This is a genomic window from Streptomyces sp. NPDC003016, assembly GCF_053591455.1.
Genome location: NZ_JBSFTV010000045.1, coordinates 22615 through 48976, shown reverse-complemented (window position 1 = coordinate 48976; position 26362 = coordinate 22615). Strand labels below are relative to the sequence as shown.

21 protein-coding genes and 2 pseudogenes are annotated in these 26362 nt (G+C 66.6%); 16 read left to right on the top strand and 7 right to left on the bottom strand.

Going from position 1 to position 26362, the window contains the following annotated elements:
- Positions 1-652 precede the first annotated feature (652 nt).
- Positions 653-1534 (bottom strand): helix-turn-helix domain-containing protein, encoded by an 882-nt coding sequence (locus ACWDZ4_RS29780; protein WP_451511497.1) that lies wholly within the window; start codon positions 1532-1534, stop codon positions 653-655.
- A 179-nt stretch (positions 1535-1713) separates the two neighbouring features.
- Between ACWDZ4_RS29780 and ACWDZ4_RS29775 the strand changes: the two genes are divergently transcribed.
- On the top strand, positions 1714-1863 hold the full coding sequence (locus tag ACWDZ4_RS29775) for a DUF3309 family protein (RefSeq protein WP_451511496.1): 150 nt from the start codon (positions 1714-1716) through the stop codon (positions 1861-1863).
- 99 nt (positions 1864-1962) lie between these two features.
- Here the strand turns inward: ACWDZ4_RS29775 and ACWDZ4_RS29770 are convergent, their stop codons facing one another.
- Complete coding sequence (locus tag ACWDZ4_RS29770) at positions 1963-2328, bottom strand: hypothetical protein (RefSeq protein ID WP_451511495.1); 366 nt, start codon at positions 2326-2328, stop codon at positions 1963-1965.
- A gap of 663 nt (positions 2329-2991) precedes the next feature.
- On the opposite strand from ACWDZ4_RS29770, the gene ACWDZ4_RS29765 reads away from it, so the two are divergent.
- Positions 2992-4674 (top strand): hypothetical protein, encoded by a 1683-nt coding sequence (locus tag ACWDZ4_RS29765; protein WP_451511494.1) that lies wholly within the window; start codon positions 2992-2994, stop codon positions 4672-4674.
- A 17-nt stretch (positions 4675-4691) separates the two neighbouring features.
- Here ACWDZ4_RS29765 and ACWDZ4_RS29760 read toward each other — a convergent pair whose 3' ends face one another.
- Entirely contained in the window at positions 4692-5357 is a 666-nt protein-coding gene (locus ACWDZ4_RS29760; RefSeq protein ID WP_451511493.1) for a YdcF family protein, read from the bottom strand.
- Positions 5354-5605 (bottom strand): annotated as a pseudogene (locus tag ACWDZ4_RS29755) (UTRA domain-containing protein); the annotation flags it as partial. The gene ACWDZ4_RS29760 and the pseudogene ACWDZ4_RS29755, both read right to left, overlap by 4 nt.
- Here ACWDZ4_RS29755 and ACWDZ4_RS29750 point away from each other — a divergent pair.
- Positions 5605-5949 (top strand): annotated as a pseudogene (locus ACWDZ4_RS29750) (tyrosine-type recombinase/integrase); the annotation flags it as partial. The pseudogenes ACWDZ4_RS29755 and ACWDZ4_RS29750 overlap by 1 nt on opposite strands.
- Positions 5950-6367: 418 nt before the next feature.
- On the opposite strand, the gene ACWDZ4_RS29745 reads toward ACWDZ4_RS29750, so the two are convergent.
- Positions 6368-6547 carry a hypothetical protein gene (locus tag ACWDZ4_RS29745; protein WP_451511492.1) on the bottom strand — a complete coding sequence of 60 codons (180 nt, stop codon included), beginning with the start codon at positions 6545-6547 and terminating at the stop codon, positions 6368-6370.
- A gap of 1384 nt (positions 6548-7931) precedes the next feature.
- Positions 7932-8660 carry a TIGR02391 family protein gene (locus ACWDZ4_RS29740; protein WP_451511491.1) on the bottom strand — a complete coding sequence of 243 codons (729 nt, stop codon included), beginning with the start codon at positions 8658-8660 and terminating at the stop codon, positions 7932-7934.
- A gap of 290 nt (positions 8661-8950) precedes the next feature.
- Here ACWDZ4_RS29740 and ACWDZ4_RS29735 point away from each other — a divergent pair, with 290 nt between their 5' ends.
- Positions 8951-9886 carry a DUF5655 domain-containing protein gene (locus tag ACWDZ4_RS29735; protein WP_451511490.1) on the top strand — a complete coding sequence of 312 codons (936 nt, stop codon included), beginning with the start codon at positions 8951-8953 and terminating at the stop codon, positions 9884-9886.
- A 96-nt stretch (positions 9887-9982) separates the two neighbouring features.
- On the opposite strand, the gene ACWDZ4_RS29730 is transcribed toward ACWDZ4_RS29735, so the two are convergent.
- Entirely contained in the window at positions 9983-10729 is a 747-nt protein-coding gene (locus ACWDZ4_RS29730; protein ID WP_451511489.1) for a DNA-methyltransferase, read from the bottom strand.
- Between the two features lie 575 nt (positions 10730-11304).
- Between ACWDZ4_RS29730 and ACWDZ4_RS29725 the strand changes: the two genes are divergently transcribed.
- The 12 genes from ACWDZ4_RS29725 (at position 11305) to ACWDZ4_RS29670 (ending at position 26215) form a co-directional block, all read left to right on the top strand.
- Positions 11305-12450 (top strand): C40 family peptidase, encoded by a 1146-nt coding sequence (locus tag ACWDZ4_RS29725; RefSeq protein ID WP_451511488.1) that lies wholly within the window; start codon positions 11305-11307, stop codon positions 12448-12450.
- A gap of 87 nt (positions 12451-12537) precedes the next feature.
- Positions 12538-12846 carry a DUF6112 family protein gene (locus tag ACWDZ4_RS29720; protein ID WP_386869888.1) on the top strand — a complete coding sequence of 103 codons (309 nt, stop codon included), beginning with the start codon at positions 12538-12540 and terminating at the stop codon, positions 12844-12846.
- Positions 12846-13535 carry a hypothetical protein gene (locus tag ACWDZ4_RS29715; protein WP_451511487.1) on the top strand — a complete coding sequence of 230 codons (690 nt, stop codon included), beginning with the start codon at positions 12846-12848 and terminating at the stop codon, positions 13533-13535. Before ACWDZ4_RS29720 ends, ACWDZ4_RS29715 begins: the two co-directional genes overlap by 1 nt.
- 27 nt (positions 13536-13562) lie before the next feature.
- A complete protein-coding gene (locus ACWDZ4_RS29710) occupies positions 13563-14954 on the top strand; it encodes an SCO6881 family protein (protein ID WP_451511486.1) in 1392 nt (463 codons plus the stop codon).
- Positions 14955-15096: 142 nt separating this feature from the next.
- Positions 15097-16569 carry an SCO6880 family protein gene (locus ACWDZ4_RS29705; RefSeq protein ID WP_451511485.1) on the top strand — a complete coding sequence of 491 codons (1473 nt, stop codon included), beginning with the start codon at positions 15097-15099 and terminating at the stop codon, positions 16567-16569.
- A 34-nt stretch (positions 16570-16603) separates the two neighbouring features.
- Entirely contained in the window at positions 16604-17056 is a 453-nt protein-coding gene (locus tag ACWDZ4_RS29700; protein WP_451511484.1) for a DUF6238 family protein, read from the top strand.
- 27 nt (positions 17057-17083) lie between these two features.
- Positions 17084-18589, top strand: a complete 1506-nt coding sequence (locus ACWDZ4_RS29695) for an ATP-binding protein (protein ID WP_451511483.1) — start codon at positions 17084-17086, stop codon at positions 18587-18589.
- A 26-nt stretch (positions 18590-18615) separates the two neighbouring features.
- Complete coding sequence (locus tag ACWDZ4_RS29690) at positions 18616-19092, top strand: hypothetical protein (protein ID WP_451511482.1); 477 nt, start codon at positions 18616-18618, stop codon at positions 19090-19092.
- A gap of 26 nt (positions 19093-19118) precedes the next feature.
- Positions 19119-19808, top strand: coding sequence for a hypothetical protein (locus ACWDZ4_RS29685; RefSeq protein WP_451511481.1), 690 nt, complete (start codon positions 19119-19121; stop codon positions 19806-19808).
- Between the two features lie 810 nt (positions 19809-20618).
- Positions 20619-21386 carry a hypothetical protein gene (locus tag ACWDZ4_RS29680; RefSeq protein WP_451511480.1) on the top strand — a complete coding sequence of 256 codons (768 nt, stop codon included), beginning with the start codon at positions 20619-20621 and terminating at the stop codon, positions 21384-21386.
- Positions 21387-21412: 26 nt separating this feature from the next.
- Entirely contained in the window at positions 21413-21610 is a 198-nt protein-coding gene (locus tag ACWDZ4_RS29675) for a hypothetical protein (RefSeq protein WP_451511479.1), read from the top strand.
- Positions 21611-21958: 348 nt separating this feature from the next.
- Positions 21959-26215 carry a hypothetical protein gene (locus ACWDZ4_RS29670; protein ID WP_451511478.1) on the top strand — a complete coding sequence of 1419 codons (4257 nt, stop codon included), beginning with the start codon at positions 21959-21961 and terminating at the stop codon, positions 26213-26215.
- Positions 26216-26362 lie beyond the last annotated feature (147 nt).

Sequence of the window (26362 nt, the reverse complement as noted above, 5' to 3'; positions counted from 1 at the left end):
CAGCCACCTCATCGACGGCTGCCTCACCGAGACCGGCCTGACCATCCGACCCGCCTGACCAGCAGCACGACATCCCGAGTTCAACCTCAGTAAGACCTGACATACGGAAGCTCAGTTACCCGGTGCCGGCGGCGCCTCAAGGTCGGCAAAATCCCGGGCCCTTTCGACCGCCATGTTGCCGAGGCCGGCCGCCCATCCGACTGCACGACCTCCGCCACGGCTTCACTCTACGAGTCGGCATTGGAGCATTCCCATGAAATCGATCTACTCGTCGGCGGGCACCACTAAGCCGCTTTGACACAATTTCGCGGCACCCTCTGCACTCCCCGCGGCACAGTTGCTCCCTCAGGACGGATCAGACAGAACGGGAGGCTCCACCCTCCGGGAAGCAAACCCGGAAGAGTGAGAACCCCAGGCCCCGGCGAGTCGGTCCTGAGGTTTCGAGCCGCCTTCGGGATTCGAACCCGAGACCTACGCATTACGAGTTGCCCGATCTTGGCCCAGGCGCGTCCATATGCGTCCGCGAAGCAGGCTCCATGCCTGGTCATGAGGGCTTTCGGACGTCGGCGAACGAAAGCGGGCACCGTGGGACCGGATGACAATCGAGACCACAAATGAGCCCACCAGTGACGAGCCCGCGTATTGACATCTCTCAGAATGGGGGCTCGTCGCTGTACCCACCCCTAGCTCCGTTGGTCGGGCTCCACCCGCCTGGGGACTGGCTCTCGGCCTGCGGCGGGAGGGCTGACTCGGTGGCTTCGGTTGCCCACGGATCGTCCGGAGGCGTGGGGTTCGGCGCGGGTGTACGCGCCACCGACGCCACCCCGAGGTATCGGATGACCTCTCGCCGGAGTCGACTCACGTAGTGGGCGACATCTGCCTCGTAGTAGCCGGTGTCCCAGTGTTCGTCCGCAACTACCGGCGAGAAGGATCCGGTATGAGTCAGCACGAAGCTAGATAGCTCACTCATGTCCTGCAGAGCCAGCTCCCGGACCTTCTCCAAGAAGGCGTCAACTTCGTGGACATGGACTACGTGCGCACTAAGCCCAGACTTGATGGATAGCTCTGCGGGCCCGACCGCCGCTAGAAACTCGGCCCCTTTTCGACGGCGGGCCTGCTGCCCCCACTCAGTGGGAGCCATCGGTGTGGCCTCCGGGCGCACCAGTGCGCCGACCGACGCACTCAGGTCCTCGATAGCCGTTTCCAGGCTCTCGACTCTCACTCGGAGCTCCTCGACTTCCGCAGAGAGATCACTCGAGGAAACTCGTCGTCGCTCCGAGCCTGCGCGGGCCCATGCCTCATGCCATGGCCTCCACGGTAGGTCGCATCCCTTGGTGATGAAACTCTCGAAGGTCTCCTCACGCGGCCAGGACCTTCCGTTGAACAGACCCGAGATGGTGCCCTCCGACAGCCCGCTGCGCTGGGCTACCTGCTTCTGCTTCAGCCCGAGTGCTGCCACGAGTGCCTTGGCTGCGGTAGCAAGTTCGACTACGGACGACACCACGGCTGGATCCGGCAGCGACCCCTGCTTCACTCCGTGCACTGCACCCCTCTTCACCGGTTCAAAGTTTCACCATCCTAAGGTGAACCCCCGCTGCCACCAGGCGTTTCTATCGACTCCGCTACAACTTCGAAGCTGCCGTTCAGAAGACCACATGAACCCACGGGCGCCTGCTGAGATCACCGAAACAGCGCAGCCAACGAGGAGGTTCGGTGAACGAGGAAATGAGCTTGCGGGCCCTGGTGTTGCTCTTGGTGGGCGCGCTTGGCACCTACGCAGCCATGCGCGATGCGGAACTTGGGACGGCACTACTGGTCGGAGCGAGTCTGGTGACCGTCCTCATCTTGATCATGCGCTACTAAACGCGAACCCCGGCCTGGTCGTGATGGCGTTGCGGATCGTCCCGCAACGCCACAGACAGGTTGGGGCGCCGGGCGCCCCCCTGCCGGGACCGACCTTCCTCACTGAGACAACCGCATCAGGACATCCCGCCTGCTGACAGGGTTGGCTGCAATACGCTCAAGCACAACAGGCCAGACGTCGGGACGTTCAATTTGCCGAGCGATCGCCTCCGGAGGCATGGCGTCAGCCTGATTTGGGATTGGCCTAGCGCCGATCGCCTTGCGGTACTCAGTTGCTGTGATCTTCGGACGCCCCTCAACTGCAGCCCTGTCGATCATCGTGCGCAGCATGTCCCACCGCTGGTGGTCGGGCATCCCGGAACGCGAGTAGTCGAACGCAGCCTCCCGCAACACTGAGTACGAGACGCTGATGTGACCAAACGCGTGGTCACGCATCGGAGCACTGAGCCAGTCCGCCAGGGTCACACAATCTCGTCCCACAGGAGCGGCTACTCCTAGACGGAGGGCAGCCCGCTTGAAGGCCGGCGATCGCCTACTCGCCCCATCGGGGAACTGGCGAAGGAGTTCGTCACCGATGGCGACACGTTGGCGCGCATCAAGGTCTGGCGCTACGGCCTGAGACTGGTCGATCGAGAAGAGAGTGTGCACCGCTACGTCCTATCAACTCGGCCGTCAGCACGCGCGACGCAAAGTGGATATTAGCCCCGACGGGTGACGGACCGCGCGCGTATCCATTCGAGGTGCCTTGTGCGGAGCGTCCCCCAGTCTCCGGCAGCGCCGTCTGCCCCGCAGAGCTACCGGGTCGCTTCAGTCGGTTCTCGCTTGGAGCCGAACACCCTTTCGGGTTGCTTCAGGAAATCTGAAAATTAGTAGTCACGTGCGAACTCAGGCGTGATAATCAAAAACCAGACCTCTGGAGGGCGCGTGGGACGAGCGAGCAGGCGTAGGGCTGATCTTCAAAAAGCCCCTAGGTCAGAAGAGGAAGCGCATCGTAGAGAGGTGCGCCGTGCCAATAGAGCTGAGCGTCGCGCTGGCCGTCGTGGCGCGTCCCTCGCGGAGTATGAGCAAATAGCAGCGCAGTCACATAGGCATGTCGCAGAGTCGCTTATCGCTCGCCACAACAGGCGCATGGGCAATATGCAACACTTGCCATCTGGAGCGATTGCACCTGTCATGTCGGCATTGCTGTCCTTCGGATTCGTCGATATGGCTCTACGTAAGCTGGGCGCGACGAGGGACAGGCATCCAGCGCACTACGGCAGTTCATGGGTGGACCACCTTGGATGGGGTGCCGATAGTGCTTTCATTGCAGCCCGTCTACTTTTTAGCGGTCAGTACACTGGGGCGGCTGCGGTTCTGCGCTCACAATTTGAGCGCTGGACTGAAAATGCGGCGTTCAATGCTGGCGTCCGTCACGAAAGGGGTGAGAGCGGAGCCAGTTTCGCTGCGCGGTCCTGGTCGGCCTGCCATCACGGATATCCCTCCGCCCTCCGGGTTCGAGAAGAAATAAGCGGAGCGAAATACGGGCCAGATGTGGCGGACCTCGATTTCTGGGAAGACGAAAGAGCCTCCAAAGCATTTCAAGGACCTGGAGTCACTATTGGTAAAAACTATCGCGTTTACCCCGCAGCGATGATGAATTGCATGTCTGAGCTCTTGCATGGACGTGGATCGTTTGTCGACGCGACCCGATGGGAAGCTTCTGAGCTTTTGGAGAGCGAACCTCCTGCACTCACAGAAGTATCGCAATGGCTCTCGGATGTGCTGATGCTAAACCTGCGGCAGGTTCGATTGTGCCTAGCATCCCTGGCCGAGGAACAAGGGAACCCGCAGGTCGCCAAAGGGCTTTTTTCTCTCCCCGAACGGACTTATGCGGGAGATGTCGGGCCGGTGCCCTCAAGCCTCTTCCCCCTGCTTCCCCAGACAGGGCTTTCTCCAGAGTTGATAGATCAGATGAGGGCAGCCGAACACATCTATAAACAGGTAATGGAGGGCAAGCGTCCGGCGGGTCGACTTTACCGCGACGACGAAATGACCCGTCTCTATTTCTATGAGCGTCGCGCCCGTGCGGGCAGGTGGGCCATGAAAGCATTCGAGGCAGAAAAGGAGAAGCTGAAGGACGCATTCGATCTGGACAATCTGAGCGACCGAAGCACCCTGTACGTCATGGCGGCGGAGATGGCTGGCGTCCTGTCCATCTGGCTCGGGCCGACCCCTCAAGGAAACGCAGCGGCCACTTGTTCCTCCGCCTTGCGTTCTGCGTACTGGATGTGGCTTGAGGATGACGACCGGGCCATGTCTGCCTTGCGTGTCGTTCTAGAACAATGCGCACGGCTAAGGGTGTGGACTACCAAACCCGAGAAAGCTAATAAACTAGAGAATTCATCAGCCACTACCCCTAAGGACTGGGTAAACACGGCAGGCCTACGTCGGCTACAAGCCCTTAATAGGGCTCTGGGGGAGTTTGCGCATTTTCACGCAAAGATCCGCTTGGAAGGTGCGCGCGAAATTCTACAAAAGATCCAGCGAAATGGCGAACATCAAGATGCGCAGTACACGGCCAGGGGGCACGCATTGGAGGCCCTCGCTGCTCTCGTGATGATAGAGTCGATTAGAGCCGTTTCCTCCTTGTCCCCGATCGTGGCAAAGGCATTCGAGCAGATATCTGAGGAAGTCTTCCATGATGACGGCGGGTTGCAGTCGAGCCTAGACGACTTGTTGCAGCGTGCTCTACTCCTGAAGAACGCTCCGCTCGGAGAATATTCCTTGCGCGGGCCAGCCAGTGAGACACGACAATCGGATGAGACCTAATATTTTGACTCTGATGGTCAGGAGATCTCTACCGAACCGGGGGCCAAGCGGCTCGTGAAGCCATCCGCGCAAAGCCGTTCATACGCCTTCAGAACATTCGCTGGCGTCTCCTGCTCAATCATGAATCCCTGTTGTGGGTAGATGAGCAGCCGTTGTTGTGCGCCGACGAGCACGTCGATGACGAGCCGGGCATCCGTGATCGTATCGATGTACTCCGTGAAAGTCAGCGGCGTTGATGCGCACACGAACTCGATGCCGGGCCAGAGCTTGCGTGCCGTGGCGTGGGCCCGGCGCTCTTCGTACGGCTTGCTGACGAGCAGCACGGACTGCACATCGACGCCGTGCTCTTCGAGGAGTGCGCGCGAGAAGCGGATGTCCTCCCCTGTGTTCCTCGCGTGCGGTTCGACCAGCACGGCTGCGGCCGGCACTCCGAGTTCGAGCGCCCGCAGGCGGTAGTGCTCGGCTTCGCCCTGCGGCATCCGCTCGCGCGTGGTGCGGCTAGTGGCTCCCGTGAACACGATGAGGGGTGCCATGCCGCGCCGGTACAGGTTGACCGTCACGTCGGCGACTCCGAGGTCGTGACTGCCGAGGCCGATGGCAACGGAGCACGGGTGCGGCTCGTGGTGCATCTGCTGGAAGTCCCACAGTCGCTGAGCGTCGGCCCATGCCTGTACCGAGATCACCGTTCGCTCTCCTCTGTTCGCGCCGAATCGGGCACCTGAAAGTCGTATGCCCAGGCGAAGCGGGATGCGGCGTGCACGCCGATGGCGAACTCCACGACGGTCCCGTCCGCGGTGTATGTCGTCCGGTGCAGCTCGACCACGGATTCGCTGGCTGGGAGCTGCAGCAACTTCGCTTCGTCCGGGGCGGGTAGGCGGGCATGGACCTCTTCCTCCATGTGGTCGATCTCATATCCCGCGTCGTAGAGCACGTGTCGCAGCCAGCGAGAGCTGGGAGGAGTGCGGCGCGGTGTTCACCCGGCCGGACGGGCGGCCCATCGACCCTCGCGCCGACTGGGAGGAGTTCAAAGAGCTCCTCGAAGAGGCGGGCATCAGTGAACGACGTCTCTACGACGGGAGCCGTCACACAGCGGGCACGATCCTGAACGAGCTGGGCGTGGACATGGTCACCATCATGGAAATCCTGCGGCACACCCAGATCAGCCAGACCCGACGGTACGTGAAGGGAAGTTCCACCCTCTCGAAAGACGCCATGCAGCGTATGGGAGACGCGTTCTTTCCCGCACCCAGGGCCACATCTGAGACCAGAACTTAGACCGCAAGCAGTAAGGAGACCCGCGCCCGGCGGCGACATCGTATCCAGTAATAGCAAAAGCCCCAGGTCACGGCGAGTGAGTCCTGAGGCTTCCACAGAGCCGCCTTCGGGATTCGAACCCGAGACCTACGCATTACGAAACCGAAAGCGTTCATGCCGTATGGTGCCTCGTGGTGCCGCCTCGTGGCGTTTCCCCTGATCAGTGCATGTGCGCTGGCTTTCCTCGTGCTGCCCCGTCCAAAGGCGTCTGTCCACCGGCTGTCCACCGGAAGACCTCATCGTTCAGCACGTAGTGACCACCCGATGGCATGTTGGCAGCACGATGACTCGATCAACCGTCCTGGCTCACAGGCTTGTCTAGACTCGACAACCGCCCACTTCGTCAGCTCTCCTCCGCTTCTCCCGGGAGGCCAGTTGGTCAGAGCTGCTGCTGGATTAGGTAGAAGGCGAGTCCAACGAGTCCGGCGCCGGTGGCGTAGGCGGCGCCGCGCAGGGCGCTGGAGAGCAGGGCGGCGCGGCGGCGGACAATCCACGGCCGAAGGCGGCGGATCCGGGAGGTCCGGTCCGCCAGGTGGGGGCGGCGACTACTACTGTGCATGGTGTGTGCTCCGTTCTTCGGGGTGCTGTTGGTGGTCCGGCGGGGGCTGGGCGGCGTAGGAACCTTCGGCCCCACGCCGGACCTGTTGTGTATTCAGGGGCGGCCGGCGAGTTCGTGGATACGGTCGGCCAGGCGGGCACCGGGGTGGCATACCAGACCGTCGTCGGTGTGTTGATCGGCCAGTCGGCCGAAGTTGGCCTTTATGCCCCTGGTGGGGACGGTCCGGCTGGTGTTGTGGCGGGCGGAGTAGCCGTGAAGTGCTCCAGCGTGTTCAGGAAGTCGGACTCGAAGGCACGGCCAGGAATCGATCCACAGCGCTCGGCTCCGCTCAACGCGGAGCCTCCTTTCTGGTGATTGAGGGGTTACCAAGGCAGCGAGCAGCAACTCACAGTCGGGCCGGGCGGCAGCATCCACCCAGTCGTGCGCACAACAGGACCGTATGGTCCGGACAGAACGGGCCATTGAAAACCGGCCCCCGTCATGATGCTAAAGGGTTAGCGCACCAAGGCCGCGTGGGTAAATTAGCGAATATCTGCAGGTCAATGACCTGGCGATCTTTCGTTGCCTCCTCAGTCAAGAGGGTGGGATGACACCCTGAACGGTTGGCCGAAAAACACCGCACGTCGCAGAGGTCTCCCGCCCGGTGAGCCGAAGCAGCCTCCTTCGGCCGGAAGCCGTCCCTGCGCGCCACCACCTCGAACGAGCATCCGGCACCCTCCAATTCGGCGAACACAGCAGGACGACAACAGCCCGCAGATGCCGGGCCGGTACTGACGACCAGCTTTCCCGGGGCTCAAGCAGAAAACCAGGAAGACCCTCTTCCTCTAACAGGAGCCAGGAGTTCCTGTGTGTGCTGACCTGCGGTGCGGCCGGCGAAGCCCATGGAAACCGGTGCATCCGTCAATAGAGGCAGAACCGCTGGCCCCGCAGACAGACTTCCGCGCCGACACGGCGAGCACCAGGACCAGCTTTTTCCGGAAAAGCGACTTCCGGTATATCGAGCAGGCTCAGAGTGAGAGCGCCGCCTGGCCCCTCGGTCACAGCTGGTCACTGATCCGCAACCGCCTCCATGGCTGACCCTGCTGACGGGGCGGAGGGACACGACCCCGAGTAGACCCACTTCAAGGCGGCGATCTCGTTCGGGAAGTGGCCACGGGCTGCCGGGATTACCGGGCGGAGGTCAGATGCCGGAACGAGGCACGATCCTCCCGCGCTGGTGCCCAGCCTCACGCTGACGAGTAGACCAGTGAGGCGGCACGGGCAGCGCTCGGCGAGACCCTGGCGGCGTAGCGCGGGGACAACCTTGCCCGCTGCCTGCCCGTCCCGTAACGGAAACTGCGAGGAGACACCGGACGCCCCGAGACCTCCGGGGCCGGGGCCCTCGTTAGCTGTGCCTGGCCCTGGCCCGGTCGACCTGGCGCAGCAGCAGGTCGGCGAACTGGATGATCTGGGCCGCCTCGATCGGGTGGTCGAAGTCGACGGTGCGGTGGCTGGAGGGGTTCTTATAGCGGCCCATGGCTCCGGCGAACAACGCGGAATCGGCCTCCTGCTCACCGCCCTCGGCACCAGCGTCGGCCAGCGGACCGCCGGGCTTGCCGTTCTGGTGCGGCTGGAACGCCTTGCGCATCAGCGGGACGCCGACGAGAGAGTTGTCGAGCCCGGAGGCGTCACGGACGGCAACCTCGATCGCCTTCATGGCGGCGAAGCACGCGGTCTCGTAGTCCCCGAGGTCGAAGTTGGTGCGTACCGCCTTCTCCAGGTCCGGATGGAGCGGGCCGGCGAGCCGTATGCGGGCTTCGAACCGTGCCATGCCCTTCGGATCTGCGGCCAGGTCCCGCCCGTCGCGGGAGAGCTGCCGGAAGTTCTCCGACTGGCTGGGGACACGGGACAGCAGAGCGTGGGCCTCCAGCCAGCTCCAGGCGTCGGACAACCGGTTCACCAGCCTGTCGGTGTCCGGCTCTTCCCGGAACGCCTGACGGGCGCCGCCCATCGTTCCTGCGTACTGCAGAAAGCCGCCGCCCCGAGCAAGGTTCTGCAGTAGGAGGAGCGCGGCGTCGCGGGTGGGTAGTTGCCGCAGCTGGTCCGCCGGGACCGGCGGCTCGTACGTGAGCATGAACGCACGCTACGCGGTGGCTCGGACACCCGCTGCATGCTTTCCGACTTTTCTCCCCCGCTCCTCCCGCCGGTGAACCCGCGCGGGACGCCGTGGCGGTCAGGTGGCAGCGCAGGATCTCTTCGACGATTGTCCGAAGCGTCGCGGGGAAGCGAGACCGCTCGTTGGGGTGCTCATCTCCTACTTGACGAGTGCGTTGACCCTGCGGAAACCGGCTCCCCAGCTTAGGCGGAATATCCCGAGTCCGCCGTCGATTGGTCTTCTTGCAGAGATCGCGGGAGGGGGCGCTGGTGGCCGAGCTCTTGTTGTTCCGGCAGGACGCGGAGGGGCGGGACGTCGAGCTTTCCAGTTCGACGGTGGCGCTGGAGGTGGAGCTGCAGCGGCGGGTCGAGGCCGGGCTGGAGCAGATGCTCGGTATCCGGTTCCTGGCATCGGAGTACGCGACCGGTCCATGGCACCGGGGGCGGATCGACACCCTGGGTCTGGATGAGAACGGCAGCCCGGTGGCGATCGAGTTCAAGAAGGGCTCCGACAGCGGGGTGCTGTCGCAGGCCGTCTCCTACCTCTCCTGGCTGAAGTCGGCGCAGCACGAGTTCGAGGCGCTCGTGCGGAAGGTGCTGGGCGGGGAGGCCGCCAAGTCGATCGACTGGCGGCGTCCGCGGATGGTCTGCATCGCGGCCGGCTTCTCCCACCACGATCGAGTGGCCGTGCAGTGGCTGCCCGAGCGGATCGACCTGGTGCGCTACCGGGTCTTCGAGGGCGGTCTGCTGAGCCTGCTGCTCGTGGACTCCTCGCCCGGTTCGCCGACCGCAGCTTCGTCTCGGCGGAATCGGGAGCGGGACGCGGTGGTCGACAGCGCGCCGATGGCCCCGGCGACTCCTTCGCCAGCGGGTGCCGGCCTCGTGCCGGAGTGTCTGCGGGACCTGTACGCGGAGGTGGACGACGCGCTCACGGCATGGGGTGAGGTCGAGGTGGCGCCGCTGCGGCACTACATCGCCTACCGGCGGCTGGTGAACGTGGCGTCGGTGATCTTCCGTCCGAAGCACGAGGCGATCCTGATGTATCTCAGACTCGACCCGGACACGGTCGCACTGAAGGAGGGCTTCACCCGGGACATGCGCAACATCGGGCACCTGGGGACCGGGGACCTGGAGGTGCGCCTCGTCACGGCGGCCGACCTGGAGAAGGCGGCGCCGTTGATCCGGCGGGCGTTCGAGGCGGCCTGACGCAACGAGAAGAGCGGCTGGTGCATCGGTTACTCGATGCACCAGCCGCCCTTCGGCGTCTGCGGCCCGCCGGCCCCGGATTCTCCGATCTCATGATCATGCCTCCGGTCCGGCCAGGTCGAAGTCGTCCTTCGTCAGCTCGGCGCGGAGCCGCTGCTCGGCCACGTCGGCGTAGTGCGAGGACAGCTCGACGCCCACGAAACGGCGTCCCTCGCGCAGGGCCGCGACGCCCGTGGAGCCGCTGCCGGTGAACGGGTCGAGGACGACGCCGCCCTCGGGGCAGATCTGTACGAGCTGCTGCATGACCTCGACGGGCTTCTGGGTGATGTGCACCCGGTCCTTGCGGGGCTGGGAGGCGATGTAGTGGCCGGGCAGATAGAGGTCGCGGGTGTTGTCGAGGGATCCCTTGACGCCCCAGATGATGAACTCGGAGTCCTGCTTCGGCCCGCCCTTGCGGGGCCGGCTGGCGGGCTTGATCCACGGAATGGTGCCGCTCCAGGTCCACCCGGCCATCTGCAGGGCGTCGGTCGTGGTCGGCTCCTGGCGCCAGTCGGAGAAGACCATGGCCACCGTGTGCTCGGTGGAGGCCCGGTACGCCTCGGTGAGCAGTTCGGTCAGCCAGGAGCGGTAGGAGCGCTGGTCGCGGTTCTCGCCGGGGAAGTTGGCGAGGTCGTGGGCCGAGTTGCTGGTGACGTACTTGGCTCGTGCGGTGCGGCCGGTGCGGTCCGCGCTGGCGCGTCCGCCGGAGTTGTACGGCGGGTCGGTGATCACGGCGTTGACGCTCTCGTCCGGGAGGGACTTCAGCACGGTCAGGGCGTCGCCTCGGTGCAGCGTGTAGCTCATGTGGAGGGCCTCTTTCAGGGCATAGCCGGTCCGGTCCCGCTCCGGACACCGCTCAACGGTCGTCGACTGGGGCGGGGTTGTGCCGGAGGTTAGCGGCGGTCTCCGGCCGGGCCTAACGAGGTGGACCGCACTGCGAGCCCGGGTGCGGGAGTCGTTTGGTACGGCCGGAATCCCGGTCTACTGTCTCGCCGTGTCACCGGGGCAGAGCTTCACTTCACCCCTGCTGACCTGTGCTTATCCGTGCCGCCTCGTCCGAACGGGCAGCGGGTAAGGGCATCGTCCCTCGTTCCGCACGCCGTCAGGAGCCCCGGTGTACTGCCTGAGATTACGAGCGCGGCCGGCTGCCGCGCGTGACCTGAAACCGGCGTCCGGGAGCTACCAACTCCCCTGACCCGGGCCCGCCCGAGCGGCGGATGCACATCGGCGCGGTGCCGACGGCTTTGCACGAGAAGTCGGCACCGCGTCTCCTACGAACACCGAGGAGCCGCTGCGATGCAGCATGCCCTGATACATCCGCGCCCCGGTTCTCCGCCGTCACCCGGCCGGCACCGCCGCCTCGGTGAACGGCGGCGGCGATGAAGAAGACCACCGGAGCCGTCCTCGGGCTGTGCGCGTCCGGTCCGCTGTTGCTGGCCGTTCCGGTTCTTGCCTTCGGGGCCGGGACCGCCTCGGCCTCCTGCTCAACCGACGGCGCACAGACTGTGGATACCGCCGCCGTCGCCACTCAGGTGAAGGCCATCCTGGACGGCGGCGACAAGGGCTCGGTCTCCGTGCCGGGCCTGGACGACCCGGCCGAGCAGGTGCCCAATGCCAAGACGATCCAGGCCACCGGCGTCGCGATGAACATCCCGGCCCGGGGGCAGGTCGTGGCCCTGGCGACCGCCCTGCAGGAGAGCGGCCTGCGGAACCTGACCTACGGCGACCGTGACTCGCTGGGTCTGTTCCAGCAGCGTCCCTCGCAGGGCTGGGGCACGGCCAACGAGATCCTCGACCCGGTGCATGCCTCGACCAAGTTCTACGAGGGGCTGCGGAAGGTCTCGGGCTGGCAGTCCCTTTCGGTCACTCAGGCCGCCCAGGCGGTGCAGCGGTCGGGTTTCCCGGAGGCGTACGCCAAGTGGGAGCCCCTGGCCACTGCCCTGCAGAAGGCCATCGAGCCCCTGCTGCCGAAGGCCGGTGACGCGTCGCCGAGTCCGTCGCCGTCCGGCTCGGCCGGCACCGACGGCCCTTCGCCCAGCACCGAGGGTGGCTGTTCGGCGGACGGGGACGGGACCGACTTCGGCACCATCCCGCCCGGCGCGGTGCCGACCGAGTACAAGATCCCGGCCAACGCTCCACGAGAGGTCCAGACGGCGATCCGGTGGGCGCTCGGCCAGCTCGGTACGCCGTACCAGTGGGGCGGGAGCTGCAAGAACTCCCACGGCAAGGACGCCATGGGTCGGTGCGACTGCTCCTCCCTGATGGAGCAGGCGTACAAGGCTGCCGGGATCACCCTGACGGGCACGACCTACACGCAGGTCAGGGACGGCAAGTCGGTATCGGTCGACGCCCTTCAGCCGGGTGACCTCCTCTTCACCGAGGGGACGGCGGCCGTGCCCGAGCACGTCGGCATGGCCATCGGGCAGGGCCTGATTATCCACGCCCCGCACACCGGCGACGTGGTCCGCATCACGACCCTCGCGCCCTGGAAGCCGCAGATTCTCGCGGCCCGCCGAGTCGTCTGACCGGCGCTCCCCTCTCTCCCCCTTCCTCGCACCGCCGCTTCGCCCCAGTCGGCTTTGGCGTGCAGTAAATCGAACTGGAGTTCCCCTATGTATCTCGCCGACCAGGTCATCCAACTCGCCTACGATCCCGGGATCAAGCCGAACGAGGGCGGCCTGCCGGGCCTGTCCGTCCTCAAGCAGGTGATGGGCTCGATCAACCTCTTCGGCCTCATCGCCGTGGTCGGCGCCCTCGCCGTCAGCGCGGGCGTGTGGGCCTGGGGCCACCACTCCGGCGGTCATCAGGCGGAGGCAAACGGGAAGAAGGGCGTCCTGGTGAGCGCCGGCGCGGCTCTCCTGCTTGGCGCCGCGAATGGTGTCGTCGCGTTCTTCAGCACGCTGGGGACGCAGGTCCGCTGATGCCTTCCCACTCCTCGAACCCCGGCGGCGCATCTCGCGTGCGCCGCCGGGCGCTGCTCGGCACCGTCGGCCTGGTGGTGCTCGTCGCCCTCGCCGGCCTGGCCGCGTACCTCACCCGCGACGGCAGGAGCCCGTCCGAAACCCCTGCTCCACCGTCGATTTCGCCCACAACATCCTCCCCGCCCTCGTCGCCGTCCGGGCCGCTCACGCCGCCCACCCGTCCTCGTGCCCTCCCGGTCCCGCCGAAGACCGGCGACCCGATCGCGTTCGGAAAAGCAGCCGCAGCAGCGCTGTGGTCCTACGACACCCGCGCGTACTCGCAGCCCGAGTTGCGGAAGGCTCTGCGCGGGTGGCTGACCACGGAGGCGAAGTACGCCGACCCGGCCTCGGTCGACAAGGTCGTCCCCTCCCCCGTGCTGTGGAAGGAGATGGCCGCCAACGGCCAGTTCGCCACCGCCAAGGTGTACGAGGGGCACTTCCCGAACGCCTTCACCCGGGCCCTTCAGGAGGATCCCGGCGCGATCACCCAGGCGTACGTCTACGCCGTCACGGTCTCCGGCAAGCAGTCGATCGCCTGGAAGGGCTCGCCCGCCGGCGGTGCGGAGAGCCGTAGCACCACCCTCGCGGTCCAGTGCCGGCCCAACCAGTTCTGCACCCTGGTCGGCGTCATGCCGTCCGTCGCGCCCTGACCCCCCTTCGAGAAAGGAGGTACGACCATGGAAGTCTGCGACTTCCCGCTGATGGACAAGGTGTGCGGCGCCGTCGACTTCGCCACCAACCCTGCCGGAGCCGTCACCGACGGCATCGGCGCGTGGATCGCGAAGTCGGCGGGCGAGCTGGCCGCCAGCGCGGCGGATCTCGCCGCCAAGGCCGTCAACGAGACGACCGCCATCGATCTCAACGCCGGATGGTTCCGGGACAACTACGAGCTGCTGCTGCCCATCGGGCTCGCGCTGACCGTCGGCACGTTCTGCATCCAGCTCATGTTCGCGGCCTGGCGGCGGGACGATCGCGCCCTGGCCCAGGCCGCGATCGGCACCATGACCGGCATCCTGTTCAGCTTCTGTGCCATCGCCTTCACCACCGTCGCCATCACCGTGGTCGACGCCCTGTCCGACGGTCTGTTCCAAGCGGCGAACACCTCGGTCGACGACGCGATCCGGCGCGTGGTGAAGGTCAATGAGTTGGGGGCGATGTACGGCCTGGGCTGGGGCGTCCCAGCCCTGGTCGCCCTGGGCTGCGCGATCGGAGCCTTCCTGTACTGGGGCGTGATGGTCGCCCGTAAGGTCGGCGTCCTGATCATGGTCGCGCTCGCCGTGTTCGCCGGAGCAGGCGGCGGCTGGGAGGTCGCCAAGCGGTGGCGGCGCGGCTGGATCGAAGCCACCGCCACCCTGGTCGTCTCCAAGCTGTTGATGACCGTGGTCTTCCTGATCGGTGTCTCCGCCATGGGCAAGACCGACACCAACGACGGCATGTCGGCCCTGTCCGACGCGATGGCCGGCATCGTCGTAATGGTCCTGGTCCTCCTGTGCCCGTACGCGACGTACAAGTTCATCCACTGGGCCAGCGACGGCGGCGGCCACGACGACCTGCACCGCACCAGCGTCGCCGGCATGGCAGTCGCCGCAGGAGCAGCCAAGACCGCAGGCACCCTGGCAATGCAGGCCAGCACCGGAACCCCCGCCCCGCAGGGTCCGAGCCAGGTTCCCGGCGCGGGTGCTGACGGCGTCGCCTCCGGTATCAACCCCTCCGGCGGCAACCTCAGCGAGGAGGGCATCGACGCCGGTCCGCCCAAGCCGCAGACCCGCTTCCGGTACGGCGAAGACCCGAACGCCACCGGCGACAAGGGTCGGGCCCTGATCCAGCGCCCCGGTATCCCGCCGCTCATCACCCGACCCGGCGAGGGCGAACCGGGAGGCTCCGAAGGGGACTCCGCGGGCGGCCAGTTCGCTGCCACTTCGGCTGGGGGCAGCAGCCTGACCCGCGCTGGTGCCGCGCCGCCGGCGGCTCCTGCACCGCCGCCGCCGTCCTCCACGGGGCCGTCGGCAACCGGTTCCCCGACTCCGACGAACTGGGTGTATCCCAGCCAGCCGCCTTCGGGTTCCTGACCAATCACATCCGGGGGTGGGCTGAATCCGCAGCCCGCCCCCGCATCCCGCACCACCGATCACCAGAAACGGAGCCCCGCCATGACCTCCAGAAGAGCGCCGCGCGCCCCGCCCCCGCCCGCTCCCACCGTCTGGAACCACCATGTCCAACAAGCCCCAGGCCGAAGCCACCACGGCCAGCGTGAAATTTCCGCACCGTTCGCGGCGCGGCATCCTGCTCGGCCTGACCGCCTCGCAACTGATCGTCGTCAGCCTCGCCGGCCTTCTCCTGCTCGCCGTGATCCTCACCCGCGGCGTGGTCGGCGGCCTCGAACTCATTCCGGTCTGGGCGGCCATCGCCCTCCTCGTCTTCGTCCGCTACCGAGGCCGCGCCCTGGCCGACTGGGCTCCGATCGTCACCCGGTACGTCCTGCGCCGCATGCGAGGCCAGTTGATCTGGCTCACCCGGCCGTCCCGCCGCCCGGTCCGCGAAGGGCTGCTCCACCTGCCCGGCACAGCGGCGAGCCTGCGTGTGGTCACCGCGCCCGACCGCCGATACGGCGCGGTCCACAACCCCCACACCGGCACCCTGACCGCCGTCGTCAAGGTCTCCTCCCACGCCTACGCACTGCTCGACCCGAGCACCCAGAACGCCAACGTCAACGGATGGGGACGCGCGCTGGCCGCGCTCGCCCGCACGGGCCAGGTCGCCCGGATCCAGGTGATCGAGCGCACCGTCCCTGACTCCGGTGACGCGCTGCGCCGGTACTGGGAGGAGCACGGCCAGCCCCATGCCCCCGTGGCCGGTGCGATCTACAGCGAGCTGATCCAGAGCGCCGGTCCTGCGGCGGCACCGCACGAGGCGTACGTCGCGGTGTCCCTGGACGCCAAAGCCGCACGGCGGCTGATCAACCAGGCCGGTGGCGGCCTCACCGGGTCCTTCAGCGTGCTGGCGCAACTGACCTCGACCTTCGATCAGGCCGCGCGAACCGCCGGGCTCAACCCCACCGGCTGGCTCACCGCCCGCGAGATCGCGGCCGTCGTGCGAACCGCGTACGACCCCAAGGCCCTTGCACCGCTGGACCGTTGGTCCACCGCAGGCCGTCCCGAGGCTGAGCCCGCTGCTGCCGGTCCGGTCGTGGTCGTCGAGAAGTCGGACCACATCATGACTGACTCGGCCGTCCACGCCACGTACTGGGTGGAGAACTGGCCCCGCACCGAAACGTCGGCGGGCTTCCTGCACCAGCTCCTGTTCACCGCCGGGGTCCGGCGCACGCTGTCGCTGACGTACGAGCCCAAGGGACTGGACGCCGCCCTGCGCGACGTCCAGCGCAAGAAGTCCAGCGTGATCGCCGACGCCGCCGAGCGAGCCCGACGGGGTCAGGTCGACTCCGAGGCGGACTCGATCGAGTACCAGGACATCAAGTCCCGGGAGCGCCAGCTCATCGCGGGCCACGCGGATGTCGCCCTGACCGGCCTGCTGACCGTCTCGGCCGATTCCGAGGAGGAACTCCGCTCCGCCTGCGCCGTCGTGGAGACCGCGGCCGTCGGCGCCCAGCTCGACCTCCGGCCGCTCACCTGGCAGCAGGCCGAAGCGTTCACCGTGGCCGCCATGCCGCTCGCCCTCGCCGTCTGATGCCGGCCCTCCTTCCCCCTGAAAGAGCACCCCCATGTCCCGCACCGCCAGCCCGCCCGCGCAGGACTTCGTGCCCTTCGCCACCGCCGCGCTCGACTTCCACCGCGCGCTCAACATTCCGGGCGGTCCCCTCGTCACCACCCGCGCCGAGCTGGACACCCTGCACGCCCACCTCGTCTCACTGCACGGCCTGCTCGACGCCCATGCCGCCCGCACCGGCCAGCTCGTGCCGGTCGAAGGCGACCAGCTCCGCGCCACCCGCACGCGGATGTGGCAGGCCGCCGACCACGTCCACGCCGCGTATCACGCGGCACCCCGTCCGGACTCAGGCGAGGTGTCCGAACGCGAGGCGTGCCAGGCGGGCCTGCCCGAGGGGGCGCCAGAGCTGACCATCTGCCAGCGCCACCAGCGCACCGCGCATCTGGTGCGCCGCCGCACTACCCCGGCCGATCTGCACTCGCCGTTCACCGGTCTCGTCCGTCGCTGACCCCGTCTTCCGTCTGGAGAAACGTTCATGCCCCGCACCCGTGCCAGCGCTTCCCACCTGTTCGTCCCCCGCAAGGCGTCACGCGCCGAGCAGCGTGCCGCCCGCGCAGGTTTCGCCGAGGCCCGCCGCCAGGCCCGCCGCGCCGGAGCCCCGCCGAAGCACCGCGCCGAGAAGCACCTCGACCCGGAATTGCGGCCGACCTACCCGCCCTCCGGACGCCCCGGTTCCTCCTCGGCTCGGGGCGGCAAGCTCAGCCTCCCCGCCCACCGCATGACCACCGCCACCGTCAGCGGCGCCTATCCGTTTCTCGCGGAGGGCGGCCTGGGCGCCGAAGGCATCTTCATCGGACGAGACGTGCACGCGGAGGCGGCGTTCTGCTACGACCCGTTCTCGCTGTACAGCAGCGGGCGGATCGAGGGCTTCACGAATCCGAACGCCGTCCTGGCCGGGATCATCGGCATGGGCAAGTCCGCGCTGGCCAAGTCGATAGCCACCCGGGCGATTGCCCATGGCTACCGGGTCTACGTTCCCTGCGATCCCAAGGGAGAGTGGACGGCCGTCGCGCAGGCCCTCGGCGGCTACAGCATCGCTCTAGGACCAGGGCTTCCGGGTCGGCTGAACCCGCTGGATGCTCCGGCCCGGCCCGCTTCGATGAGCGTGGGCGACTGGTCGACCGAGGTTCGAAAGCGCCGCCTCCTGCTCCTGGCGGGCCTGGCTCGCACTGTGCTGAAGCGCGATCTCCTGCCGATGGAGCACACCGCTCTGGACCTCGCTCTCGACCTGGTCGTCGCCGAGGCCGACGCCAGCGGCACAGTGCCGCTGCTCGGCGAGATCGCGCACGCCCTCGGTTCGCCCGAGCGCCTCGACCGCGCCCTCGGCGACCAGGCCGGACACATGGGGCCCGCCGCACAGGACCTCGCGCACGCCCTTCGCCGACTGGTGCACGGCGACCTGAGCGGCATGTTCGACGCCCCCTCGACGGTGGCCTTCGACCCGACCACCCCAATGCTGTCCATCGACCTCTCCCGCCTCGGCGGATCCGGTGACGACACCGCCTTGGTGCTCGCGATGACCTGCGCTTCCGCGTGGATGGAGTCCGCCCTCGCCGACCCGGACGGCGGCAGGCGCTGGGTGATCTACGACGAGGCGTGGCGGGTGATGCGGCACGTCGGCCTGCTGGAGCGCATGCAGTCGCAGTGGAAGCTCTCTCGCGGGCTTGGCATCGCGAACCTGATGGTCATCCACCGCCTCAGCGACCTGCTCAGCGCAGGCGATGCCGGCTCGCGCGGCCGAGTGCTGGCCGAGGGCCTGCTGGCCGACTGCTCTACCCGCATCATCTACCGGCAGGAACCCGACCAGCTCGCTGCTGCCGCTTCCCTGCTCGGCCTGACCGGCGTCGAGACCCAGGCCGTGTCCGCCCTGACCAAGGGCCGGGGCCTGTGGAAGGTCGCGGGTCGGAGCTTCATCACCCAGCACATCCTGCACCCCGCCGAGCGAGAGCTGTTCGACACCGACGCCCGAATGTCGGCTTAGCTCAACTAGCCGACGCTTACCCGGAGTTGAACCGTGCCGTCAACCGTACCGCGACCAGACCACCGAGTCCACGGGGGAGGTGCCGCCTCGGGCCTGAGTCCGCGCACCATCGCACCGACTGGTGGCTGGTCGACCGCCTTGCTGCCGCCCGTCCCGAGGAGTTCGCCGAGCTGTTCCACGAGGCGCTCACGAACGACTTCGGCGCGGTGGCCCAGCTGCACCAGATGCTCGACACCGCCTCGAAATGGTGCCGCACCCACGGAGCCCGTGGCAGCGCCTCCGAGTTGAACGCCCTGACCGACCGCCTGACCGATCTCGGCGACGAGCTGCACCGCGTGGGGGAGGGCCTGGGTCACGAAATCCACTCCCGCTCGCACCGAGCGGCAGCAGCGGCTCGTGTCTCCCCGGTCGTGTCAGTCAGTGGGCCTTCCGTCGGCCAGCAGAACCATGCTGCTGCTCCCATTCCACCTTCCGCCGTCCGCTCACTGCCGCGTTCACGGTGAGCAGAGGCACAAGAACAGGATCCATCGTGCCCGAATCTCCCGCTCCCCATGAAGACCAGCCAGCGTCGGCCACCAATCACCTCGCGTGGCGGCAGCATGTCCCGGCGCTTTCTTCTGCCGCCGCCGGCATCAGGCAGGCGTCCGACGCCTGGGACGCAATCTCGGACTCCTTCTGCAACCACGACGGCTGGCCCATCGACGAGAAGGGCTATGCCGACGGCAAAGTGAAACGTGACGCCGAAGCGTGGAAACACGTCGAGGTCTTCCTCGCTCACGGCCCCGAGGTACTGGCCGGTGTCCGCGCCGCCGCCAGCGGCGCCGACTACGTCGAGGGGCCGATCAGCGAGGACCTCCGGCGGATACGCGGAATCGACACCACCCTGGAACGCGCAGGCCAGATCCATAACGAGTGGGACCAGGTCATCGCGCTCATGGACGCCTCACAACCCGGTTCGCGAGAGATGTACGCGAGCCGGGCGGAGGAGATCCGCAACTCCGAAGGCTGGCACTACGCGGACGAGTTGTCCTCCCAAGGCCCGGCGCTCGCTAGGGCCGGCGAGTACTTGGCCAGCCGGGTGGACCCAGACCAACCTTCACAGGCCGAACGTGCCCATATGGCCCTCGCTCGGTCCACATCAGGCAACCGCGGAGCCCCACCCGCTTCGCCTCCTGCACCGCCCGCATCGAATCCGGCGGCCCCGCGCCGTTCCCGCTGACGCCTCTAGCACCGAACCTCGGCGGTACCAAACCGGCCAATCACCGGATCCTCATGGAACGCCGCTACCCCGCCCCAGCGCCTGCGGCTCGCGTCGTCGGCTGCTGGGGCACCCCGCCATGAAGAAGCCCCATGCACCCTGACCAGTCCTTGGTCTCCCTCCGCCGGGAGGTCACAGCCGTCACCGCACGCACCAGCGTTCCTCTCCCTGTGCACTCCACTGCCAGCGCCCCGGAACGGGAGCACGGGTACGGACACCTCACCGTTCCCCTTCGGCAGCGTGACCTGGAGTGCACCGTCGAGTACGGCCTCAGCGACTACATCGTCCACGTTGCGCTCCCTGACGGTAGTTCGTTGATCATCTCGCCACCCCAGGAGCCGTCGACCGATCATCCACCCGGTCATCCCGAGAGCTGGCTGGTGACCCGCGGGCATCCCGACGACTCCACAGTCCACGAAGTGATCTACGACTCGGAGCCAGACGGTCCCCACGCCCGGTACGGCGGCAGTGTCCCGAAGCTGCTCGCCGCCGTCGACGCGCGTCTTGATCAGCTCGACGTGCCTCCACGGCCGGGCTCTGCCTCGCCGCGCGTGACTGCTGCTCTCGCGCTCTCGCCGACCGCTCAGCGCACGAGCCCAGGACAACTGCCAGTGGCTTCGGCCGTGCGCCCCGCGCTGCCGGCCGCCCGTCCCCCGTCCGTACCCGGTCGCTGACCGCTTCCCGCCTCGGAGTGCGCCATGTCCCGCACCAGCAGAACCATCCCGGCCCTCGACCGCCTCTGCTCCCGAGCTTTCACCGGATGGATCAGCCATGCCCACCCACTACGACTCGCTTCCCGACATCGCAATCGGCCGCCACCCCGACTACGGCATTGTCGCTGCGAACCCGAAGAACCTCGCGGCCAGCACGTGGATGCTGGAGAGGCTCGACTTCCAACCCGTTCCGCACCAGCCGACGTTGTACGCACTGGCCGATCAGGAACGTGACGGACAAGGCCGTACGACCCGAGTAGTCGCGCTGCTGCGCAAGTCCGGCTACCGGGTCGACGTAAACGCCGTATTCGATCCCTCGCTGGCACCCGATGCAGTGCCCGTCCGCGACCGGGTTCCGCTCGGTGAACCCGATGTCGCCTTCGCCGAGCATCCGCAGCTCGGCATCGTCGCGGCCATCGACGACCGTGCCTCCGGGCTCACCGGACTCGCCCTGGTGGAACACGGCTGGCGGTACAACCCGAGCCTGGACATCTACACGTTGCCCGCCACCACCAGCCGTGACGAGGCCCTGGGGAAGGTCGCCGGCGCCACGCTGTCGCTGCACCGATCGGGTGTCCAGGTCGCGGTGCAGCCCCGTCTCACCCAGGACGTAGCAGCGCGCCGCCCTCCTGCACCCGCGCCAGCCGCGCGCCACGAGCACAGTCAGGGCTTCACCACCCACAAATTCCCCATGAGCGCCGCCGCGCTCGCCGCCAGCCCAGCCCGCGCCGGCCTCCCGGGCAAGGCGCCGGACCCCGCTCCCGCCGCCTCCGCTCCTGCGGCCCGGCCGGTCGACCCGCGCATCGCGTTCTCCCGCAATCGCTGACCCAACTCCCGTAAGGAGAAGTTTCCATGGCCGTGAAGACCATCTGGCAGATCACCCACTCCTGCGGCCACCATGCCGAACGCGACCTGTCCGACCGGGCAGCCGACCGTCGCGCGGGCTTCGCCGAATGGCTCGCCAAACAGGAGTGCTCTATTAACTGCACCATCCTCACCTCGTTGGTCACGGCGCAGATCGGGATGAAGTGTCAAGTGGTGCATTCGTGATGCGAGTTGCTGGAAGGCTGACCAACCATCCCTCGCCCGGGACGAGTCGTGGAGGTGAGTCGGGCACATTCGCCGTACGCGATGCTCGACAGGGTCAGAGTCGAGGTCGAGCCGGTCACCGCGGTTCTGCGCGACCTGGCGCGTGGTGAGTCCAGCCCGCTGACCTGCCGTAGCTACGACTGCGGCATGCTGCCGTGGTTCCGACCTGCTGTGGCTGCTCGGCACCGAGTGGGAGCGGGCGACCGAGGTCGTGGTACTGACGGGTTGGTTGTGCTCGGCGGCCAACCCGCAGTGTGACCATGGGAGATAATGGTGCGCGCGGGATCGTCTGCAACGTAGGAGGCATCGGTGAAGTGCCCGGAGATCGATTTTTCTCGGATCCGGCCGCTGGGGGCTGAGGGGCAACGATCCGGATTCGAGGAATTCGTCTGCGAGCTCGCGGCAGAGGACTGCCCAGCCGAAGGAGCCCGCTTCGTCAGCCTGCACGGTGCAGGCGGAGATGGTGGCGTCGAATGCTTCTGGACCCTGCCAGACGGCTCGGAGCATGGCTGGCAGGCAAAGTACTGGGTGACCGGAGACGCCGTCGCCAAGCAGCAGCTCGACAAGTCGGTGTCGGCCGCGCTCGATGTCCACCCGCAGCTCACAAAGTATGTAATCGCTATCCCGGTCGATCCCACAGGGCCCACGGTCAAACGGGAGACCCAGCCGCTCCGCAGCAGCACCAAGCCTCGCGGACGTGAGAGGAAGTCGCTCCACGAGAAGGTGTACGACACCGGCGGCTGGCTCGACAGTTGGAAACAGATGGCCATCGACCGGGACTTGACGGTCACCTTTGAGGTCGAGTGGGCTACGAATCTGATCGCTCGCTTCAAGAATATCGACACCACCGGTGTGCGGACCCGCTTCTGGTTTGACGCCGAAATCCTCGCTGCTCAGTGGTGGCAGGACCGTCTAGATGAAGCCGTCCAAGCGGCGCGTCCCCGGTACGTGCCGGAGCTGAGCGTGCGCATCCCGGCAACCCAGCATGCCCTGGCAGCCCTGTGCAGCGACGAGGCATGGGCTCACCAGGTGAGCGCCGACATCGCTCGCTTGCAGAAGCTTAACGACAGGCTTCGAGGCAATGCTTTCGACGGGCGGAAGGAAGTTACGGAGCCCGAACTCCCGGCCGTACGTGCGCTTGGAGCAAAGCTGGTTGACGCGCTGGTGCAGTGGCGAGAACACCCGTCTGAGGCGACTACTACCGTGCTGCAAGCAGCGCTCACTGCAGTCCAGGCGGCGAGTTCAAGGGCGGAGACAGCCGAGGGGGCGAGGCTGGATGCTGCGCATCAATCTGGTTGGGACACTCCTTCCTGGCGACAGTGGAATGCCGAGTACATGGGGACGTTTCCCGCCGCTGCCATGGATGCGCTGCGCGAACTGAACAGATTCCTGGCTGAACTGTCCGATCGAGTGATGGGTCCCACAGGGCACCTTCGGACGGAACGCACTGCCGTGGTGACAAGTCCCGCTGGTATGGGCAAGACGTTCGTCACGCTGGACTACGTCGCTCAACGCCTGCGCTCCGGGCGTCCGAGCGTGTTTATGCACGGCCGCCACTTCCGAGACGGACCCATTCTTGAGCAGTTGCGGGTACTCCTCGGCCTGCCGGCCGACCTCAACGGCAATGACGTACTGGCCCTCCTAGACCAAGTAGGCCACAGCGCCGAGTGCCCAGTGCTCTTGGTGATCGACGCGCTCAACGAGTCTCGACCACGGACAGTCTGGCGTGACGAGCTCGACACACTGATCACCAAGATCAATCGCTTCGAGCACCTGCGCGTCGTACTCACCTTCCGCTCGCATTACCGGGCCCAGGTACTGCCCGACGATCTCGTCCTCCCAGAGATCGTGCACCGCGGCTTCGACGGCGTGGAGTACGAAGCGCTCCGAGAGTACGCCGACTTCTATCGCCTGGAGCCGCCGGCCGCGCCTCCCATTCAGGCAGAGTTCAGCAGCCCCCTCTTCCTGCGCCTGCTGTGCGAAGCCTTCAAAGAGCAAGGGCGCCTCTCACTGGAAGAAGCCGTCATTGGTCTTGACGAACTCGCTGACCTGCTGCTGGACCAGATCAATCGCCGCATCAGTAACCAGTTGAACGCCCCCGTCGCGGACCAAATCGTCCACCAAGCGATGCACGCCATCGCCGAACGACTTGGCAGCGGAACGCAGCCCTGGATCGACCGCACGAGCGCGCACACCCTGCTGCAGGACATCTGGCCCGAGCGCACCGCCGACAGATCCCTCCTCGAAGGCCTCGTCGGTGAAGGTCTACTGGCCGAAGACATTGACTCGGCTGCCACCGGACCGCGACGCAATGTCGTCGCGATGGCCTTCGAACGGCTCGGGCAGCACCTCGTCAACGTTGCCGCGATGTCCGAGCTCAGTGACCAGAAGCAGGTGCGCCAAGCACTCTCCGGAGGCTCGCTACGCCAGCTTCTAGGAATAGATACAGAGCCCGATCCGGGGCTGCTGGAGGCTCTCTCCGTGGTCCTGGGGCAGCGCGGGATGGAACTGACAGAATTCCGTGACCAAGTCGGCGAGGAGCAGGCCATCGCGGCGGTCGTCGCGGGCCTTCCCTGGCGCTCGGAGTCGAGTATCACCGAGGCCACGATCGACTGTGTTGACGCTGCCCTCCGCCGATCCGAAACCTTCGGTGAAGCCATGGACATGCTGTTCCGGCTCGCGCCCCGCTCTGGTCATCCTCTCAACGCCGATTATCTTGACGCGCTGTTGTCCGCCCGCTCGATGGCAGCAGTCGACGCTTTCCTTATTCCTTGGCTGCACGGAACGAAGGAGAGGGGCGGAGCCGCGCATCGGTTGATCGCATGGGCCCGGGACCGTGACATCAGCCGTACCAGCTCCGAAACATGCCGGCTTTGGACGACGGCCATACTGTGGTGCACCAGCTGCCCAGACCGACGCGTTCGTGACGACGCTACCCTCGGGGTAGCACGACTGCTAATCGCTCACCCGGAACTGGTGCCTGAGTTGCTCAGGCAATTCCTGAACGTCGTCGATGACTGGATCAGTGAGCGGGCCTGCTATGCCGCCTACACCGCCTTGCTGCGCTCCGGCACGGCTGTCCACTGGCAGTCAGCTGCACAGGCCGTGTGGAACGTGATGTTCGCCGACGAGACTCCCCTGAACGCGGCTCTGCGCGATGAAGCCCGGCGCATTGTTGAAGCAGCAGCCGAACGGGGTGCTCTCCCCGCCGATGTGGACCTCGCCCGAGTGGAACCGCCCTATTCAAGCGCATGGCCCCTCACCTGGCCGACGCCCGTTGACGTGGAAAGGTATCAGGAAGACCGGGGCGACTACCCCAAGCTCCACTTCAGCTGTACCGCTGATGACTTCTCGACCTACGTCATCGAGTCGGCACTGAGAGACCGGCTCGGCATCGACCCCGAGGATGCGGCGCGCCGCATCCTCCTGGACGCCGTTGACCTCGGCTACGAGCCCAGCCGCCATGCGCCCTTTGACCACCGCATCCTGAACACCTACGGCAGCGGCCGCAGCAAGCCGAGCTGGATTGAGCGCATCGGCAAGAAGTACCAGTGGATCGCTTTCGCCCGACTGCTCGGCCAGATCAACGACCATGTTTCCCCGGCCCGCGATCGCTGGTCCCCACCGAAGCCCGCCACGCCCGGCCCCCAGTCAACCCGGCTACGCCAGATGGACCCTACCGTCTGTGACGCTGAGCCTGGCGCCGTTGTCTCACCCCGGCCCTACGTACCGGCATACGCCTGGGATGCCTACCACCAGGCACCCTCCCCCGAAGCCTGGATTGCCGACGACACAAGGCTGCCTGACCCGCCAGTCGAGTTTACCGGTGGCACCGGCCCACGGGTGATCTTGGCCGGCAACTACGACTGGCGGCAAGAGGACGAGCGGGACAAGGACACCCCCACCCTGTGGGCCCATTTGGTATCCCTCTTCGTCAAGAAGTGCGACCTGGACACCCTTGTGTCGGAATTGGCGGCCAAGGACCTAGGACATGACGTCAGCCGAGTGGGCGGAGCAAGGTACGGGGATGGGTTCGTCGGCGAGTTTCCCTTTGGACAGCACCACGGAGCCGAAACACACCTTTACAAGCATGAGCACGATGAACCTTTCGGCGTCCCCACGATCGCAACCACGGTCGACATCCTGGGCGAGTATGAGTACTCAACCGTCAACCGCATCTCATTGATCGCTCCCGCACCGATCCTGTTCGGCCCGGCGCCCGGCGACCTGAGCTGGGACGGCAAATCCGCCTGGCACGACGCGGAAGGCCGCCCAATCGCTGCCGTACGGAATGTCTTCGGCGAAGGGCAGAACGAACTCACCATTGACCGGGTCTGGCTGGAGAAGTGGCTGGAAGATCACGAGATGACCATCATCTGGCTCGAGCTCCTCGGCAAAGACCTCCTGCGCAGCAGCTTCCACAACGGCCACCCCGGCCGGCTTCTACGCTCCCGAGCGCGCCACCTCACCGCAGACGGACAAATCGCCGCCCTAGAGCCTTACTACGAGCGCATCCCCTCTTGGCACCACGACAAGTCGAAGGACGGCTCCACCTTAGGTGAGTAATCGACCTTCGGAGAGGCTGGCTACCATCCGGGTAGCGGCAGCGCTTGCGGAAGCGAGCGTCCGCCCTCCACATCGCCACGACCAACGGCAGGACCGCAGCATGCTCCCCGCGGTAGCCGACTTATCTTGACTGCCTGAGGCGAACGT